Annotated in this window: 14 protein-coding genes and 1 pseudogene; 7 read left to right on the top strand and 8 right to left on the bottom strand. The window is 66.7% G+C overall.

Annotated elements, in window-relative coordinates:
- The 4 genes and pseudogenes from ASC83_RS23815 to ASC83_RS03885 form a co-directional block, all read right to left on the bottom strand.
- Positions 1 to 116 (bottom strand): annotated as a pseudogene (locus ASC83_RS23815) (electron transfer flavoprotein subunit beta/FixA family protein); the annotation flags it as partial.
- 225 nt (positions 117 to 341) lie between these two features.
- On the bottom strand, positions 342 to 1,670 hold the full coding sequence (locus ASC83_RS03895) for a mechanosensitive ion channel family protein (RefSeq protein ID WP_056058390.1): 1,329 nt from the start codon (positions 1,668 to 1,670) through the stop codon (positions 342 to 344).
- Between the two features lie 11 nt (positions 1,671 to 1,681).
- The gene (locus ASC83_RS03890) at positions 1,682 to 2,473 is read right to left on the bottom strand and encodes an enoyl-CoA hydratase (protein ID WP_056058387.1); all 792 of its coding nucleotides are present in this window, start codon (positions 2,471 to 2,473) and stop codon (positions 1,682 to 1,684) included.
- Positions 2,474 to 2,615: 142 nt separating this feature from the next.
- Entirely contained in the window at positions 2,616 to 3,521 is a 906-nt protein-coding gene (locus tag ASC83_RS03885) for a histone deacetylase family protein (protein ID WP_056058384.1), read from the bottom strand.
- A 101-nt stretch (positions 3,522 to 3,622) separates the two neighbouring features.
- Here ASC83_RS03885 and ASC83_RS03880 point away from each other — a divergent pair, with 101 nt between their 5' ends.
- The 6 genes from ASC83_RS03880 to ASC83_RS03855 all read left to right on the top strand — a co-directional run bounded on the left by ASC83_RS03880 (position 3,623) and on the right by ASC83_RS03855 (position 10,942).
- Positions 3,623 to 4,543, top strand: a complete 921-nt coding sequence (locus ASC83_RS03880) for a MoxR family ATPase (protein WP_056058381.1) — start codon at positions 3,623 to 3,625, stop codon at positions 4,541 to 4,543.
- Positions 4,544 to 4,546: 3 nt separating this feature from the next.
- Complete coding sequence (locus ASC83_RS03875) at positions 4,547 to 5,590, top strand: DUF58 domain-containing protein (RefSeq protein WP_056058379.1); 1,044 nt, start codon at positions 4,547 to 4,549, stop codon at positions 5,588 to 5,590.
- A gap of 125 nt (positions 5,591 to 5,715) precedes the next feature.
- Positions 5,716 to 7,755: a DUF3488 and transglutaminase-like domain-containing protein gene (locus ASC83_RS03870; RefSeq protein ID WP_056058376.1), complete on the top strand. Its 2,040-nt coding sequence runs from the start codon at positions 5,716 to 5,718 to the stop codon at positions 7,753 to 7,755.
- A 139-nt stretch (positions 7,756 to 7,894) separates the two neighbouring features.
- Positions 7,895 to 9,007 (top strand): lytic murein transglycosylase B, encoded by a 1,113-nt coding sequence (gene mltB / locus ASC83_RS03865; RefSeq protein WP_056058373.1) that lies wholly within the window; start codon positions 7,895 to 7,897, stop codon positions 9,005 to 9,007.
- Positions 9,008 to 9,182: 175 nt separating this feature from the next.
- Positions 9,183 to 10,175: an ABC transporter ATP-binding protein gene (locus ASC83_RS03860; protein WP_056058370.1), complete on the top strand. Its 993-nt coding sequence runs from the start codon at positions 9,183 to 9,185 to the stop codon at positions 10,173 to 10,175.
- Positions 10,176 to 10,180: 5 nt separating this feature from the next.
- Positions 10,181 to 10,942 (top strand): ABC transporter permease, encoded by a 762-nt coding sequence (locus ASC83_RS03855; RefSeq protein WP_056058402.1) that lies wholly within the window; start codon positions 10,181 to 10,183, stop codon positions 10,940 to 10,942.
- Between the two features lie 60 nt (positions 10,943 to 11,002).
- On the opposite strand, the gene ASC83_RS03850 is transcribed toward ASC83_RS03855, so the two are convergent.
- Entirely contained in the window at positions 11,003 to 12,346 is a 1,344-nt protein-coding gene (locus tag ASC83_RS03850; RefSeq protein ID WP_082522338.1) for a branched-chain amino acid ABC transporter substrate-binding protein, read from the bottom strand.
- Between the two features lie 92 nt (positions 12,347 to 12,438).
- On the opposite strand from ASC83_RS03850, the gene ASC83_RS03845 reads away from it, so the two are divergent.
- Complete coding sequence (locus tag ASC83_RS03845) at positions 12,439 to 12,828, top strand: Hsp20/alpha crystallin family protein (protein ID WP_056058367.1); 390 nt, start codon at positions 12,439 to 12,441, stop codon at positions 12,826 to 12,828.
- 154 nt (positions 12,829 to 12,982) lie between these two features.
- Here ASC83_RS03845 and ASC83_RS03840 read toward each other — a convergent pair whose 3' ends face one another.
- From ASC83_RS03840 to ASC83_RS03830, 3 genes are read right to left on the bottom strand one after another with little or no spacing between them, the layout of a single operon-like run.
- Positions 12,983 to 14,188: an ABC transporter permease gene (locus ASC83_RS03840; RefSeq protein ID WP_056058365.1), complete on the bottom strand. Its 1,206-nt coding sequence runs from the start codon at positions 14,186 to 14,188 to the stop codon at positions 12,983 to 12,985.
- A complete protein-coding gene (locus tag ASC83_RS03835; RefSeq protein WP_056058361.1) occupies positions 14,188 to 14,964 on the bottom strand; it encodes an ABC transporter ATP-binding protein in 777 nt (258 codons plus the stop codon). Before ASC83_RS03835 ends, ASC83_RS03840 begins: the two co-directional genes overlap by 1 nt.
- The gene (locus ASC83_RS03830) at positions 14,961 to 16,325 is read right to left on the bottom strand and encodes an efflux RND transporter periplasmic adaptor subunit (RefSeq protein WP_056058358.1); all 1,365 of its coding nucleotides are present in this window, start codon (positions 16,323 to 16,325) and stop codon (positions 14,961 to 14,963) included. The genes ASC83_RS03835 and ASC83_RS03830 overlap by 4 nt, the downstream gene beginning before the upstream one ends.
- Between the last annotated feature and the right edge of the window lie 11 nt (positions 16,326 to 16,336).

Here is a 16,336-nt window from a genome sequence, read left to right as displayed (position 1 = left end):
TCAAAGGGGTTCATGCTCATCTTCACGTTGGCGATGTCCACACCCGTGTTGTCCGACTTCACGCGGACCTTCACGTTGTAGTCCACCACGCGCTTGACAGGGACCAAGACCTTCATTGCTGCGGCTCCTAGAGAGTTGGTTGAATTGACGTTTACGTAAACTAGAACATTCTATGTCGCACTGCAGCGAAAGCGCTACGGAGCCACCACACAGACTGCACAATCACAAAAAAGAACGATCGTGCTTTTTGTGAATTATAGGCGAGTGAACCCGGACAGTGTCTAGAGTTTGCTGTCGCCTGCGCTACCGGGCACCCGCCGGGGTATCACCCTGCAACCGGATCAGCCCGCCGAAGCCGGTGCTGGCGCGGGCGCCCCGCCCGGCGACATCGCTGCAGGGACTGCGCCATCGACCTGCACATGCATGACCCGCTGGGGGTAAGGGATTTCGATCTGGTGGGCCCGCAGCGCACTCAGGATGGCCCGGTTGATGTCCGAGCGCAGTCCCAGGGATCCGTTTTCAGGGTCTGCAATCCAGAAGCCCACGGTGAACTCCAGCCCATCGGCCCCGAAGGCCGACAGCGCGGCGCTGGGGGCGGGGTCGCGCAGCACGCGCGGGCTGACCAGGGCGGCATCGGTGAGCAACTGGGCCACCTGGTCCACATCGCTCTCATAGGCCACGCTGACCACGGTGGACATCCACACGCGCGGGTCTGACAGCGAAAGGTTTTCCACCCGCTGGGTGATCAAGAGTTCGTTGGGCACGATGGATTCGCGCCCCGAGGGCGAGCGTATGACGGTGTAGCGGGCATTGATTTGCGTGATGCGCCCCTCGAACGTATCGAGCTTGACGTTGTCGCCGATGCGCATGCTGCGCTCGGCCAGGATCACAAAACCGCTCACATAGTTGGCGGCCAGCTTCTGCAGGCCAAAGCCAATGCCCACGCCGACCGCACCGCCCAGCACCGACAGCGCAGTCAGGTCGATGCCCACCGACGACAAGGCCACCAGCAAACCCACAAACACCAGCAGCGCCCGCACCGCATTGCTCACCGCCTTGCGCAGCGACAGCTCGGCACCCGTGGCCGAGCGCAGCAGCCGCGACTCGATGGCCGCCGAGATCCACAGGGCAATCAGCAGCACTGCCGCTGCGGTGACCGCCCCTTCGATGATGGTGCGCACCGACAGCGTCGCCCCGCCCACTTTCCAGTGGATCTGGTCCAGCTCGTCCAGCACCAGCGGCAGCAGCCCGGTGACCCACAGCACCATGCCCAGCCACGCCATCCAGGAGATGGAGCGCTCGATGGGCCGCACCCAGGCAGCGTCCGGGTAGGCCACCTGCAGCACCTTCACGCCAATGCGAATGACCACCAGCGCCACCAGCACCGGGATCGCAATCTTGAAAGCCGCCAACGCCACCCAATGGTGCAGCAGGGTGCGCGCGATGTAGGCCAGACTCAGCAGCACCAGCGGAAACAGCGCGCCATCCACGATGCGCACACCAAACAGGATGGAGCGCGGGTCGCCCCGGCGCAGGCCGCGCTGCAGCAGCGCCACCAGCCCCCAGGCCAGGCCCACGCAGACTGCCAAAACAGCCAGCTCCACCAGCACCGTGGGGCTGAGAAAGGCCTGCACCCACAGGCCCACGTCGTCGAGCATCGGCTTGTCCATCGTGCGGTGCCTCAACGCTTCCAGGCGGGCTGGCGTTTTTCGGCAAACGCACAGGCGCCCTCCTGGGCGGCCGAGTCCATCATGTTGGTGGCCATGGTCTGGCCTGCCAACTGGTAGGCGGCATCAATGCCCAGCTCGCGCTGCTGGTACACCAGCGCCTTGCCCATGGCCACGGCCACACGGGGCTTTTGCAGGATGGATTGCACCAATTGCTCGACCTCGGCATCCAGCGCATCGGCGGGCACCACCCGGTTCACCAGCCCTTGCGCGAGTGCAGTGGGCGCATCCATGAAGTCGCCGGTGAGCAGCATTTCCATCGCCCGCTTGGCGGGCACATTGCGCACCAGCGGCACGCTCGGCGTTGCGCAGAACAGGCCGTAGTGGATGCCACTGGTGGCAAAACTCGCGCTGTCGGCCGCCACGGCCAGGTCACACTGCGCCACCAGCTGGCAGCCTGCGGCCGTCGCCATGCCCTGAACCCTGGCGATCACGGGTACTGGCAGCTTGTGGATGGTCAGCATCATGCGGCTGCATTGCGCAAACAGCTTTTGGTAGTACGCCAGGTCCGGGTTCGCCGCCATGTCCTTGAGGTTGTGCCCGGCACAGAAGGCCTTGCCTGCTGCGGCCAGCACCACCACGCGCACAGATTCGTCGCGGCCCGCTTCGTCCAGCGCCTGTTGCAGGGCTGTCAGCATTTCAGAGCCCAACGCATTGAAGCGTGCAGGGTCGTTCAAAGTGAGGGTGATCACACCGCGCGTATCACGGGTGATCAGCAGCAGCTCGTCAGAATTTGGAATCGTCATGTTGTTTCTCCTGTGCACAGCAATGCGAGGGGCGTTTGAAACAGGCGCGCATGAGGCCAGTGCCACCGTGGAGCTGGCTCCGCCAGGCCACGGGTGGCGCCCCCCTCAGGGGGGGGAGACGCCGCAGGCGGCTCAGGGGGAGTCAAAGATCGGCCAGGACCCGCAAATGCGCCTCCACACTGCGCGCCAGCGGCCCCATCACGTAGCCACCCTCCAGGCACGACACGATGCGGCCCTTGGAGTAGCGCCGGGCCACGTCCTTCACGCGCTGGGTGATCCAGGTGTAGTCCTGCTCGGTCAGACCCAGCTGGCCCATGTCGTCCTCGCGGTGGCCATCAAAACCGGCGCTCACAAAAATCATCTCGGGCTTGAAGGCCTCCAGCCGGGGCATCCACATCATCTCGATGATCTCGCGGATGTCCATGCCGCGTGTGTACGCGGGCACTGGCACGTTGACCATGTTGGGGGCGGGATCGTGGTCGCCGCTGTAGGGGTAGAACGGATGCTGGAAGATGCTGACCATCAGCGCCCGCGGGTCATTGGCCAGGATGTCCTCCGTGCCATTGCCGTGGTGCACGTCAAAGTCCACCACCGCCACGCGCTGCAGGTTGTAGCGCTGCAGCGCATATTTCACCGCCACCGCCACGTTGTTGAAAAAGCAAAAGCCCATCGCTTTGTCGCGGCAGGCATGGTGCCCCGGGGGGCGCACGGAGCAAAACGCATTTTCGACCTCGCCTGCCATCACCGCGTCGGTGGCGGCCAGCGCAGCACCCGCAGCACGCAGCGACGCCTTCCAGGTGTGGGCGTTGATGGAGGTGTCGGTGTCAATCTGCGCATAGCTGGGGCCGCCAGCCATCAGCTCCTCGTTGAGCCGGTCAGACATCCCGCGCAAGGCGGCGATGTGCATGCGGCCATGGGCCAGTTCGATGTCGGCCAGTGAGGCTTCCGGCGCTTCGTAGCGCTCCAGCGCATCTCCCACGCCAGTGACCAGCAAACGGTCTTCAATCGCATCCAGCCGCTCGGGGCATTCGGGGTGGCCCGGGCCCATCTCGTGCTTCCAACAATCCCGATGGGTGAAATAGCCCGTCTTGCTCACAGTCTTGTCCCCGCGTCTCGCATTTTTTGCCGTTTTTCGGATAACGTCGTGCCATGAATGCACAGCACAAGATCAAATCGCTTCTGGATCAGCTTAACACGGTGATCGTGGGCAAAAAGGCCCAGGTTCAGGACTGCGTGGCCTGCCTGCTGGCGGGGGGGCATCTGCTCATTGAAGACGTGCCGGGTGTGGGCAAGACCACACTGGCGCACGCGTTGTCCCACACCTTTGGGCTGCAGTTTTCGCGCGTCCAGTTCACTGCCGACCTCATGCCCAGCGACCTGACCGGCGTGTCGGTATACGAACGTGGCAAGGAAGCCTTTGTGTTCCACCCCGGCCCGGTGTTTGCCCAGGTGCTGCTGGCCGACGAAATCAACCGCGCCAGCCCCAAGACGCAAAGCGCCCTGCTGGAAGCCATGGAAGAAAAGCAGGTGTCGGTCGAGGGCGAAACCCGCGCCCTGCCCCACCCCTTCTTCGTGATCGCCACCCAGAACCCACACGACCAGCTGGGCACCTTTGCGCTGCCCGAGTCACAACTTGACCGCTTCTTGATGCGCATCTCCATCGGCTACCCCGACCGCGCCGCCGAGCGCCTGCTGCTGTCGGGCGCCGACCGGCGCGACATGGTGAGCAGCCTGCTGCCCCTGCTGTCTGCCGACGAACTGGCCGAGCTGCAGCGCCAGGTGCAGGCCGTGCACACCGCAGATCCCCTGCTCAACTACGTGCAGGACCTGATCGCCGCCACCCGCTCGGGCCGCTGGTTCTTGCAGGGCCTGTCGCCCCGCGCGGGCATTGCCATGCTGCGCGCCGCCAAGGCCCAGGCGCTCATCAGCGGGCGCGACTACGTGGCGCCTGACGATGTGCAGGCCGTGCTGCCGCAAACCATTGCCCACCGCCTGGTGCCCGTGGGCGACGCCGGGCGCGGCGCGGTCGAGCAGGTGCGCGCCATGGTCGATGCCGTGCCGCTGCCCTGATCGATGGAATCCGCCGCCCACCCTTCCCTCACGACGACCACGGGCTGGCGCGGCCTGGCCGCGCGGCTCAGCCCCGTGGCGCGCCTTCGCAGGCGCTTCCAGCGCTGGTGGCAGGCACGCCTGCCGCTGTCCGACACGCTGCAGCTCACCCAGCGCAATGTCTACATCCTGCCCACCAGCTCGGGCTGGATGCTGGCGCTCACGCTCGTCGTGCTGTTGGTGGCCTCCATCAACTACCAGCTCAACCTGGGCTACCTGCTGACCTTTTTGCTGGCCGGCAGCGCGGTGGTGGGCATGCACATCTGCCACGCCAACCTGCGCGGGCTGACGCTGCACCTGAAGGCACCCGAGCCACATTTTCTGGGCACCAGCACGGCGTTTGAGATCCAGCTGTCCAGTGATCGCAAGTCGCCGCGTTATGGCATTGCCCTGGCCGTGCACGGCACCGGCAAGGCCGAACACCACTGGGCCTGGACCGACGTGCCCGCCCAGGGCCAGGCCAGCGTGCAGGTGGCCTTCCAGCCCGGGCGCCGGGGGCTGCACCGCGTGCCCACCCTGACGGCCGAAACGCGGTTTCCGCTGGGCACCTTCCGCGTGTGGACCTATTGGCGCCCTGCTGCCGAGGTGCTGGTGTACCCCGCGCCCGAGGTGCCGCCACAACCCCTGCCGCCGGGCGAGCCCCGCGCAGGGGGCACGGGCAATGCGCCGTCGCAGGGCATTGGCGAATTCGACGGCGTGCGGGCCTACCGGCGGGGCGACCCGCTCAAACTGGTGGTCTGGAAGAAAGCGGCGAAGTCGCTGGCCACCGGCACCGATGACCTGGTGAGCCGTGACGCGCAACAGGCCCAGCGGCACGAGCTGTGGCTGGACCTGGCCCACGCCGCCTTGCCCAACCATGAGGCACGCGTGTCGCGCCTGACGGCCTGGGTGCTGCAAGCCGACCGCCTGGGCCTGGACTATGGCCTGCGCCTGCCCGGCACCGAGATCGCGCCCGACACGGGGGCCGCCCACCGCCGCCGCTGCCTGGAGGCGTTGGCCCTGTGTTGACCTGCTACTACCCATTCCTGCCAAATTTGGCCCCTATCAGCTCCAAGCGCATATTCTCATTGCCCGAATAGCTATCAAATAAATAGCATTATGAAATCCATCCTCCCCCGTTCCACCGCTCAGCCATGACCCTGCGTCAGACGCTCAACGCACTGCCGCGCGACGCGCGCGACACGCTGTTCCTGCTCGTCGTGATTGCGTGGGTCATCGCCCCGCAGGTCAACGTGTTGCCCGTATGGGCGAGCCTGCTGGCGGCCGGACTGATGCTGTGGCGCGGCTGGCTGGCCTTCAAGGGCCGCCCGCTGCCGACGCGCTGGGTGCTGGCCGTTCCGCTGGTGATCGCGGTGGCGGGCACGCTGTACACCCACCGCATCATCCTGGGCCGTGATGCCGGGGTGACGCTGATCGTGATGCTGCTGGCGCTCAAGATGCTGGAACTGCGCGCGCGGCGCGACGCGCTGGTGGTGTTCTTCCTGGGCTTCTTCACGATGCTCAGCAACTTCTTCTTTTCGCAGTCGCTGTTCACGGCCGCGGCCATGCTGGTGGCGCTGCTGGGGCTGCTCACGGCCCTGGTCAACGCCCACATGCCTGTGGGGCGGCCACCGCTGTCGCAGGCACTGCGCACCGCAGGCACCATGGCGCTGCTGGGCGCGCCCATCATGGCGGCGCTGTTCATGCTGTTCCCGCGCATGGCGCCCCTGTGGGGCATGCCCAGCGACACCATGAGCGGGCGCAGCGGCCTGTCGGGTGTGATGAAGGTAGGCAACATTGCCGAGCTGGCGCTGGATGACACGGTGGCCATGCGCGTGCGGTTTGACACCCCTGACGGCGCCGCGCCACCGCAGAGCGACCTGTACTTCCGCGGCCCGGTGTTCGGCACCTTCGACGGTGTCGAATGGCATCCGGTGTCGCCCCGCCCCGGGGATTATTCGCAGGCACGCGCCAGCACCGTCGCCAACCTGCGCGTGCAAGGCCAGCCTGTGCGCTACGAAGTGACGCTGGAGCCCCACCAGCGCCCCTGGCTGCTGCTGCTGGACGCTGCGGTGGACAAACCTGCCGTCGCGGGCATGGACACCTTCATGACGCAGGACCTGCAGTGGCTGACCACCCGCGCAGTGACCGATGTGGTGCGCTACAAGGCCGAAAGCTACCCACAGTTTGCCCATGGCCCCAGCGCCCCCAACGCCGCCCTGCGCACCTATACCGAGCTGCCCACCGGCTTCAACCCCCGCACGCTGGCGCTGGCCCAGCAACTGCGCAACGACCCCCAGCTCAACCCCAACCCCGCGCAAGACAACGCCGAGGCCCTCGTCAATGCCGCCCTGAACCGCCTGCGCACCGGCGGATATGTGTACACGCTGGAGCCCGGCGTGTACGGCCAGCACACGGCCGACGAGTTCTGGTTTGACCGCAAGGAGGGGTTTTGTGAACACATCTCCTCGGCCTTTGTGGTGCTGATGCGTGCGCTCGACATCCCGGCCCGCATCGTCACCGGTTACCAGGGCGGCGACCGCAACCCCGTGGACAAGCTCTGGACCGTGCGCCAGAGCGACGCCCATGCCTGGGCCGAAGTCTGGCTCTCCGGCCGGGGCTGGGTGCGGGTGGACCCCACGGGCGCCGTATCGCCCGGCCGCACCGGGGCCTTTCAGAGGCTGCGCGCGCCCCAAGGGGCGTTTGCCACCGCCATGGGCGCGGTCATCAGCCCGGGTCTCGCGCAGAACCTGCGCGCCGTGTGGGAGGCCGTCAACAACAGCTGGAACCAGTGGGTGCTCAACTACACCCAGAGCCGCCAGCTGGACCTGCTCAAGTCCCTGGGCTTTGAGTCGCCCAGCTGGCAGGACCTGACCATGGTGCTGGGCATCCTGATCGTCGTGGCGGCCCTTGGGGGCATGGGCTGGAGCCTGTGGGAGCGCAGCCAGCACGACCCCTGGCTGCGCCTGCTGGCCCGCGCGCGCCAGCGTCTGGCCCGCGCAGGCATGGCATTGCCCGACACCTTGCCGCCCCGGGCCATGGCCGAGCGGGTGCAGGCACAATTCGGCGCACCCGCTGCGGCGGTGGCCGACTGGCTGCTGCGGCTGGAGCGCGTGCGCTACGCCCCCCACCCTGAGGCCGCCCTAGGCGATTTGCGGCGGGAGTTCCGCAGCCTCGCCTGGCCGAAACAGTGAATCATCCCCTGAGCGGCTGCGCCGCTTCCCCCAGGGGGACGATGCCCTCGCTGCGGGGCGGCCCTTGCTTGGCATCCCTGGTCTTGGAGCGCGCCGGTATCAGGCGCTGCAGGGAGCCACAACATGACGAACCATTGACATGAAGAAGACAGCATCATGGACCACGGCAGCTATATTTTTGATAGCTGCCTGTGCATTGCCCGCTAGCGCAAAGCCCGAAAATCAACCCAAACCGGCGACCCCGAAGGCACATGCCAAAGCCGGCCAGGCCCACCAGGGGCGGGCCAGTGCCAAGGCCCCGGTGCTCTACGCATCGCGCCCTGAGGCCATGGACTTTGCCGACGACCTGGCCACACGGCGGGACCTGGACCGCGAGTGGGTGCGCCAGGCCATCGGGCAGGCGCATTTCTTGCCGCGGGTGCCCCGCCTCATGCTGCCGCCCGCCAAGGGCACGGCCAAGAACTGGCGCGTGTACCGCAGCCGCTTCATCGACCCCATCCGCATCCGTGCAGGCGTGCGGTTCTGGCAGGAGAACCAGGCCACGCTGGAGCGTGCCGAGCGCGAGTTTGGCGTGCCCGCCGAGATCATCGTGGGCATCATCGGGGTTGAGACCATCTACGGCCAGCAGATGGGTACCTTCCGTGTGATGGACGCGCTGGCCACGCTGGCGTTCGACTTCCCTGCAGCCCACCCGCGCGCCAAGGAGCGCACCGAATTCTTCCGCCGCGAGCTGGAGCAGTTCCTGAGCCTCACCAACCGCAGCAACACTGACCCGTTCGAGCCGCGCGGCAGCTATGCCGGCGCCATGGGCCTGGGCCAGTTCATGCCATCGAGCTGGGTGCGCTACGCGGTGGACTTTGATGGCGACGGCCGCGTGGACCTGTTCAAGAGCCCGGCCGACGCCATCGGTTCGGTGGCCAACTACTTCCGCGGCCACGGCTGGACGCCCGGCATGCCCACGCACTTTGGGGTGCAGTTCGACAATGCGCGCCTGAAGCTGGACGACCTGCTCGCCCCCGACATCCTGCCCACCTTCAGTGCCGCCAGCATGTTGGCCAAGGGCGCTGTGCTGGATGCCCACGGCGTGCAGCACACGGGCCCGCTGGCGCTGGTGGAACTGCAAAACGGCAACGATGCGCCCAGCTACGTGGCAGGCACCGAAAACTTCTACGCCATCACGCGCTACAACTGGTCAAGCTACTACGCCATGGCCGTCATCGAGCTGGGGCGCGAGGTGGCGGCGGCGCGCTGACCGCTGCCCCACCGCTGCGAGCCACTCGCTGAACGGCGCAACCCGGGGGTTTCTGCGGGCTCGGAGCCCCCGCCCAGCACACTTGTGCAAGTCAGTCCACAATGCCCGGCTTTGACCGCTTGCACAGCGGCCCGGCCACGGCGGAACGCCCTGGCCCTCCCAGAGAACCCTCCCAATGCCTGCATCACCTTCTCCAGCACCCGACACGGACGCCATCGTCCGTGTACGCGGCCTGAGCAAAACCTACGCCGGCGGCTTTCAGGCACTCAAGAACATCGACCTGGACATCCGGCGCGGCGAGATCTTTGCCCTGCTGGGGCCCAATGGCGCGGGCAAGACCACGCTGATCAGCGTGATTTGTGGCATGAGCAATGCCACGGCGGGGTCCGTCACGGCCGATGGGCACGACACGGTGCGCGACTACCGCGCAGCCCGCGCTGCCATTGGCCTGGTGCCCCAGGAGCTGCACACCGACTCGTTCGAGACGGTGTGGGCCACGGTGAACTTCAGCCGGGGGCTTTTCGGCAAGGCCCCCAACCCCGCGTACATCGAGAAAATCCTCAAGGACCTTTCGCTGTGGGACAAGAAGGACAACAAGATCCTCGCGCTGTCGGGCGGCATGAAACGCCGCGTGCTGATCGCCAAGGCACTGTCGCACGAGCCCAAAATCCTGTTCCTGGACGAGCCCAGCGCCGGCGTGGATGTGGAGCTGCGCCACGACATGTGGCGCCTGGTGCGGGAACTGCGTGACGCGGGCACCACCATCATCCTGACCACCCACTACCTGGAAGAAGCCGAGGACATGGCCGACCGCATCGGCGTGATCCGCAAGGGCGAGTTGATCGTGGTGGAAGACAAGGCCGTGCTGATGCGCAAGCTGGGCAAGAAAGCGCTGGCCATCACGCTGCAGCAGCCCATGGCGCAAGTGCCCGCACCGCTCGCCCGCTGGCCTCTGGCCCTGAGCCAGGGCGGCACCGTCCTGACGTACACCTTCGACACGCAGCAGGAAGACACCGGCATCGCCGCCCTGCTGCGCGCCCTGACCGAGCACGGCATCGACTTCAAGGACCTGCACTCCAGCGAAAGCTCGCTCGAAGACATCTTCGTCAGCCTGGTGCACCAGGACAAGGTCCCAACCCCTTCGCCCCAGAAAGCGATCCCAGCATGACCGGTGTGAACCTGCATGGCGTGCGCGCCATCTACCGCTTCGAAATGAACCGCGCCTTCCGCACCTGGATGCAGAGCCTCATTGCGCCCGTGCTCACCACCGCGCTGTACTTCATCGTCTTCGGCTCCGCCATTGGCTCGCGCATGGGCGACATCGGCGGGGTGAGCTATGGCGCCTACATCATCCCCGGCCTGCTCATGCTGTCGCTGCTCTCCGAAAGCATCTCCAACTCGGCCTTTGGCATCTACATGCCCAAATGGTCGGGCACCATCTACGAACTGCTGAGCGCGCCGGTCAACTGGGTGGAGGTGCTGCTGGGCTACGTGGGTGCGGCAGCCAGCAAGTCGCTGCTGGTGTCGGTGCTCATCCTGTCCACCGCCCGGGTGTTCGTTCCGTACGAGGTGGCGCACCCCGTGTGGATGGTGGGCTTTTTGGTGCTCACTGCCGTCACGTTCTGCCTGTTCGGCTTCCTCATTGGCCTGTGGGCGGACAGCTTTCAAAAGCTGCAGGTCATCCCGCTGCTGGTGATCACGCCGCTTACCTTTCTGGGTGGGGCGTTTTACAGCATCAGCATGCTGCCACCGTTCTGGCAGACCGTCTCGTTGTTCAACCCGGTGGTCTATCTCATCAGCGGGCTGCGGTGGGCGTTCTATGGCCATGCCGACGTGCACATCGCGGTGAGCACCAGCATGACCTTGGTGTTCATGGCAATGTGCCTCGCCGTGGTGCGGTGGGTGTTCAAGACGGGCCACCGCATCCGGCGCTGAGCGCGATCACCCCGGCCGCCCCGGCCGCCCGGGGCGGACCCACGCATCAGTAACGCTGCATCAATAGCGCTGCATCTGGCAGCTGTGCGGTTGCTGCGCCTTGGCCGCCGCAATCTGCCGCACCACGCGGAAGCCGTAGCCCGAGCCTTCCACGTCGAACTTCACGCCGGGGGCGCCTTTCTTGTCCATCACGCCCACCGCCAAGGCCTGCTGGAACTGGTGGTCGGCCGCGCGCATGGTGCCGCCCTGGCCGGCCAACTGCACATTGGCCGACTCCATCTGGCGCGCAACGGCCACCACATCGGTGCTGCCCGCGCGCTCGATGGACTGGGCGAGGGCCTCCACCATCAGCTGCATACGCATGTGCACGTAGTCGTCCTGCGGCTTGGGAAAGCGTGTGCGGAAGGATTGGTAGAACGCCTCGCTTTGCGCGCCCGGCACGTTGGGCAGCCAGTCGGCCACGGCCACCACCTTGCCGATGCCCGCGTCGCCAATCGCGGCGGGAGCGCCCAGCGCGTTGCCATAGAAGGTGTAGAAGCTGCCCTCGTAGCCCACATCCCGCGCGGCCTTGACCAGCAGCGTGAGGTCATTGCCCCAGTTGCCGGTGACCACGGCCTGCGCGCCGCTGGTCTTGATCTTGACGGCATAGGGCGCAAAGTCCTTCACGCGGCCGATGGGGTGCAGCTCTTCGCCCACCACGGCCACATCGGGGCGCTGGGCAGCCAGCTGCTTCTTGGCCTCGCGCAGCACGGCCTGGCCAAAGCTGTAGTCCTGGCCGATGAGGTACACGCTCTTCAAGGCCTTGTCCTCGCGCATCACCTCCATCAGCGCGGCCATGCGCATGTCGGCATGGGCATCAAAACGGAAGTGCCAGAAGCTGCACTTCTCATTCGTGAGGATGGGGTCCACCGCCGAGTAGTTGAGGAACAGCACGCGCTTGTTCGGCTCGCGTTCGTTGTGCTTGTTGATGGCCTCGATCAGCACGGCGGCCGTGGACGACGAATTGCCCTGCAGGATGACCTGCGCACCATCGTCAATCGCGGCGCGCAGGGCAGACAGGGCTTCTTCGTTCTGGCCCTTGCTGTCGTAGCGCTCCAGCACCAGCGGGCGGGGGCCGCCGCTGCTGGCAGGCAGCTGCACGCCGCCGCGTGCGTTCACGCGCTCCATGGCCCAGTAGATGTTGCGGTACACAGCCTCGCCCGTGTTGGCAAACGGGCCCGACAGGCTTTCGATGAGCGCCAGCTTGACCGGCCTGGCCTGGGCCACGGCTGCCGAGGGCGGGGTCTGCGCTTGCGTGGCAGGCGCCAACGCCACGGCGCCTGCAAGGGCCAGTGCGGCTGCCCAAACGGTGTGACGTAATGCCGCAGCGCCTGATTTCAAGCCCACAGATTGCAATTTATTCATGGCATTTTTCCCTTGAAATGCGGCGTGGCCGCACACACCTCTCTGCCATGCGGCGACCACGTCGAGAGCCGCGCAGTGTATAGGAGTTACCCATGATCTTCGCCCCCGTGATCCGCCGCGCCGCTTATGCCCAAGCCCCCCGTTCCGCCGACCTGGCGCTGCAACGTTTTCTGATGGGCGCGCTGGCACAGCCTGCTGCAGCACCCGCTGCGGGCTGCACCGTGACGCAGGACGAAAAGGCCACCACCTTGCAGCTGGACGTACCCGGCCTGGCCCGCGAACAGCTCTCGATCAGCATTGAAGGCCAGGTGGTGCAGGTGCAAAGCGTGGAAGGCGCACCGCGCAAGGTGCAGCGTGCGTGGGAGCTGCCCACCGAGATCGATGCCAGCGCCAGCACCGCCAAGCTGGAAAACGGCGTGCTGACCCTGACGCTGGTCCGCCTGGAGCCCGTGAGCAATGCCACCACGCTGACCATTCACTGAAGCGGGCCGCTCCCAAGGCGGTGGCGCATGACGGCCATCGCTACATTTTCAATAGCAATCAAGGCATGATGCACTAGCGCTTCATGCCTTTTTTGCTTGTTTTTTTCCAGCCCCCCCGGTCAGACGCCCTTCGGCAGCCAGCCCACGGCGCTGCTCACTCGTGCCGTAGCGCATCGATGGGGTCCATGCGCGCCGCGCGCCGCGCCGGGAAGTAGCCAAACACCACACCGATCCCGGCCGAAAACACAAACGACAACAGGTTCACGCCAGGGTTGAACAGGTAGGGCACGCCCATCAGCCCCGACAGCGCGAGCGACGCGCCCGTGGCCAGCACGATGCCGATGAGCCCGCCCAGCGCGGCCAGCACCACAGCCTCGATCAGGAACTGCAGCAGCACCTCGCGCTCCAGCGCGCCGATGGCCAGGCGCAGGCCGATCTCGCGCGTGCGCTCGGTCACGCTCACCAGCATGATGTTCATGATGCCGATGCCGCCCACCAGCAGGCTCACGGCGGCCACGGCGCCCAGCAGCGTGGTCAGCACCTTGGTGGTGCCCGAGAGCGTGTCGGCCAGCTGCTTGGTGTCGAGCACGTTGAAGTTGTCTTCGTCCGAGTCCGACAGCTTGCGCAGCTCGCGCAGCAGTTGCGTGAGGCTGGCCTTCACCCGCTCGGGGTCGCTGCCGTCCTTCATGGACACCAGCAGCGTGTTCACCCGTGTGTTGCCCGTCACGCGGCGCTGCAGCGTGCGCAGCGGCACCAGCACGGTGTCGTCCTGGTCGTTGCCAAACGCACCCTGCCCTTTGGACGCCAGCACGCCCACCACCTCACACGAAAACGCCTTCACGCGCAGCTGGCCGCCCACGGCATCGGCCGTGCCAAACAGCTCGCGCCGCACGGTCTCGCCGATGAGGCACACGGCGGCACCGGCGCGCAATTCGGCATCGGTAAAGACGCGGCCAGTGCGCACGGCCCAGTTGCCGGTCTCCAGCCAGGCGTTCGTGCTGCCGATCACACTGGTCGTCCAGTTGCGCCCGCCCACCACGGCGGTGGCGGCGGCGCGCGCCTCGGGCGCCACGGCCAGGATGCCGCCGATCTGCTGCGCGATCACGTCGGCATCGGTGTCCTTGAAGGCCGGGGCGCCGGTGCCGCCGCCGGGCCCCATGCGTTGGCCGGGGCGCACCTGCAGCAGGTTGGTGCCCAGGCCCGAGATCTGGTTCTGGATGGCCAGCGTGGCACCATTGCCCAGCGTGACCATGGTGATCACCGCGCTCACGCCGATGACGATGCCCAGGATGGTGAGGAAGGAGCGCATGAGATTGCGCCGGATGGAACGCAACGCCAGCAACAGGGTGTTGAGCAGCATCAGTGGCCTCCCGCATCCGAACCGGCCACAGCCGGCAGGGCAGATGCCGCATCAGCGTCCAGGCCCTTGGGGTGTGGGTTGGCTGCATCGCTGTCCACCACGCCATCGACAAACCGCACGATGCGCCGCGCGTACTGCGCCATGTCGGGCTCGTGCGTGACCATCAGCACGGTGATGCCGTGGTCCACGTTCAGGCGCCAGAGCAGTTCCATGATCTCGACACTGCGCTGGGTGTCGAGGTTGCCGGTGGGCTCGTCGGCCAGCAGCACATCGGGCTCGGTGACGATGGCGCGCGCAATGGCCACGCGCTGCTGCTGCCCGCCCGACAGCTCGGCGGGTGTGTGGTGTTCCCAGCCCTTGAGGCCCACCGCTTCCAGCGCCCGCGCCGCTGCCGCATGGCGCGCGGTGGCAGACTCGCCCCGGTACAGCAGGGGCAGCTCCACATTCTCTTGCGCCGAGGTGCGCGCCAGCAGGTTGAAGCCCTGGAACACAAAGCCAAAGTAGCGCCGCCGCAGCCGTGCCCGCTCGTCGCGCGAGAGCGACTCCACATGCACGCCCTTGAACAGGTATTCGCCCGTGGTGGGCCGGTCCAGGCAGCCCAGCGTGTTCATGGCCGTGGACTTGCCCGAGCCGCTGGGGCCCATGATGGCCACAAAGTCGCCCTGCGCAATGTCCAGGTCCACGCCCTTGAGCGCCTGAAAGGCCAGCGCCCCTTCGCCATAGACCTTGGTCACGCCACGCAGGCGGATGATGGGGGTGTCGCCCGCCACGCTCATGGCTTGGCCCCTGCCGCGCGCTGATCGGTGATCACGGCCATGCCGGGCGTGAGGCCCTCGCCCGTGACCTCGGTATGGCGGCCATCGCTGATGCCCACCTGCACATCGATGGGCTTGGCGGCACCGTCCTGCAGCACCCACACCTGCCGCGTCTTGCCCGCGCCATCGCCCGCCTCGCCCCCCGCACCCGGTTTGCGTGGGCCCGATCCAGACCGTGGCATGCGCGGCATGAGCTGCGACATGATGCCGCCACCACTGCCGCTGCCCGACGCGCCGGGCTTGGCGCCACCCGCCCCGGGCTTCGCATCGGCCCCTGCGGCCTGCGCAGGCGTGAAGCGCAGCGCCGTGTTGGGCACCAGCAGCACGTCCTTGCGTTCAGTGGAAGTGATGGTGGCAGCGGCCGTCATGCCGGGGCGCAGGCTCATGTCGCCGTTGTTCACCTCCAGCCAGGTGATGTAGGTGACCACGTTGTCCGTCTTGGTGGAGCCAAACGACACCCGCGTGACCTGGGCCGGGTAGCGGCGCGAGGGATAGGCACTGACCGTGAAGCTCGCGTCCTGACCCACCTTGACCGAGCCCACGTCGGCTTCGTCCACGCTCACATCCAGCCGCAGCCGCGTGAGGTCTTCGGCCACGGTGAACAGCGTCACAGCCTGCAGCGATGCGGCCACCGCGTTGCCGGGCTCCACCGTGCGGGTCAGCACCACGCCGTCGATGGGCGAGCGGATGGAGGCCTTGGACAGGTTGGTCTCGTCGGTGGACAGCGCGGCGCGTGCGTCTTCCACCGTGGCGCGGGCGCTGGTTTCGTCGGCGCGGGCGCGGTCCAGCGTGGCGCGGCCTGCGTCCAGCTCGGAGGCCGAGGGCACCTTGCCTCCGGACAGGCGGGCCACTTCTTCGAGCCGGCCAAAGTTGGCAATGGCCTCCTTGGTGGTGGCCACGGCCTGGGCCAGGCGGGCCTGCGCCGACGCCAGCGAGGCGCGCGAGCGCAGCACCTGCGATTCGAGCTTGGCGGTGTCCAACTCCACCAGCAGCTGCCCTTTCTTGACCTTGTCGTTCACATCCACCAGCACATTGCGCACCGTGCCTGACAACTCGCTGCCAATGGTGACCGAGCGCGTGGGCTGCAGCGTGCCATTGGCCGACACAGTGAGTGTGAGATTGCCCCGGCGCAGCTCTTCGGTGACATAGGTGGGTGCAGTGCTGGCGCTCTGGCGCGATTGCCATGCGTACAAGCCACCGCCCACCATCACGAGCGCGGCCACCCCCAGCCACACGGTGGTGCGCTGCCACCAGCGGCGCGGACGGTCGGCACCCAGGAGTGCTTCGAGGCTGGACGGGGGAGAGGAAGGTTTATCAGTCATAAGATCAAATC

This window comes from Acidovorax sp. Root402 (assembly GCF_001425125.1).
GTDB lineage: Bacteria > Pseudomonadota > Gammaproteobacteria > Burkholderiales > Burkholderiaceae_C > Acidovorax > Acidovorax delafieldii.
The sequence above is the reverse complement of the archived record's forward strand: the minus strand, read 5'-3'. Positions and strand labels throughout refer to the sequence as shown.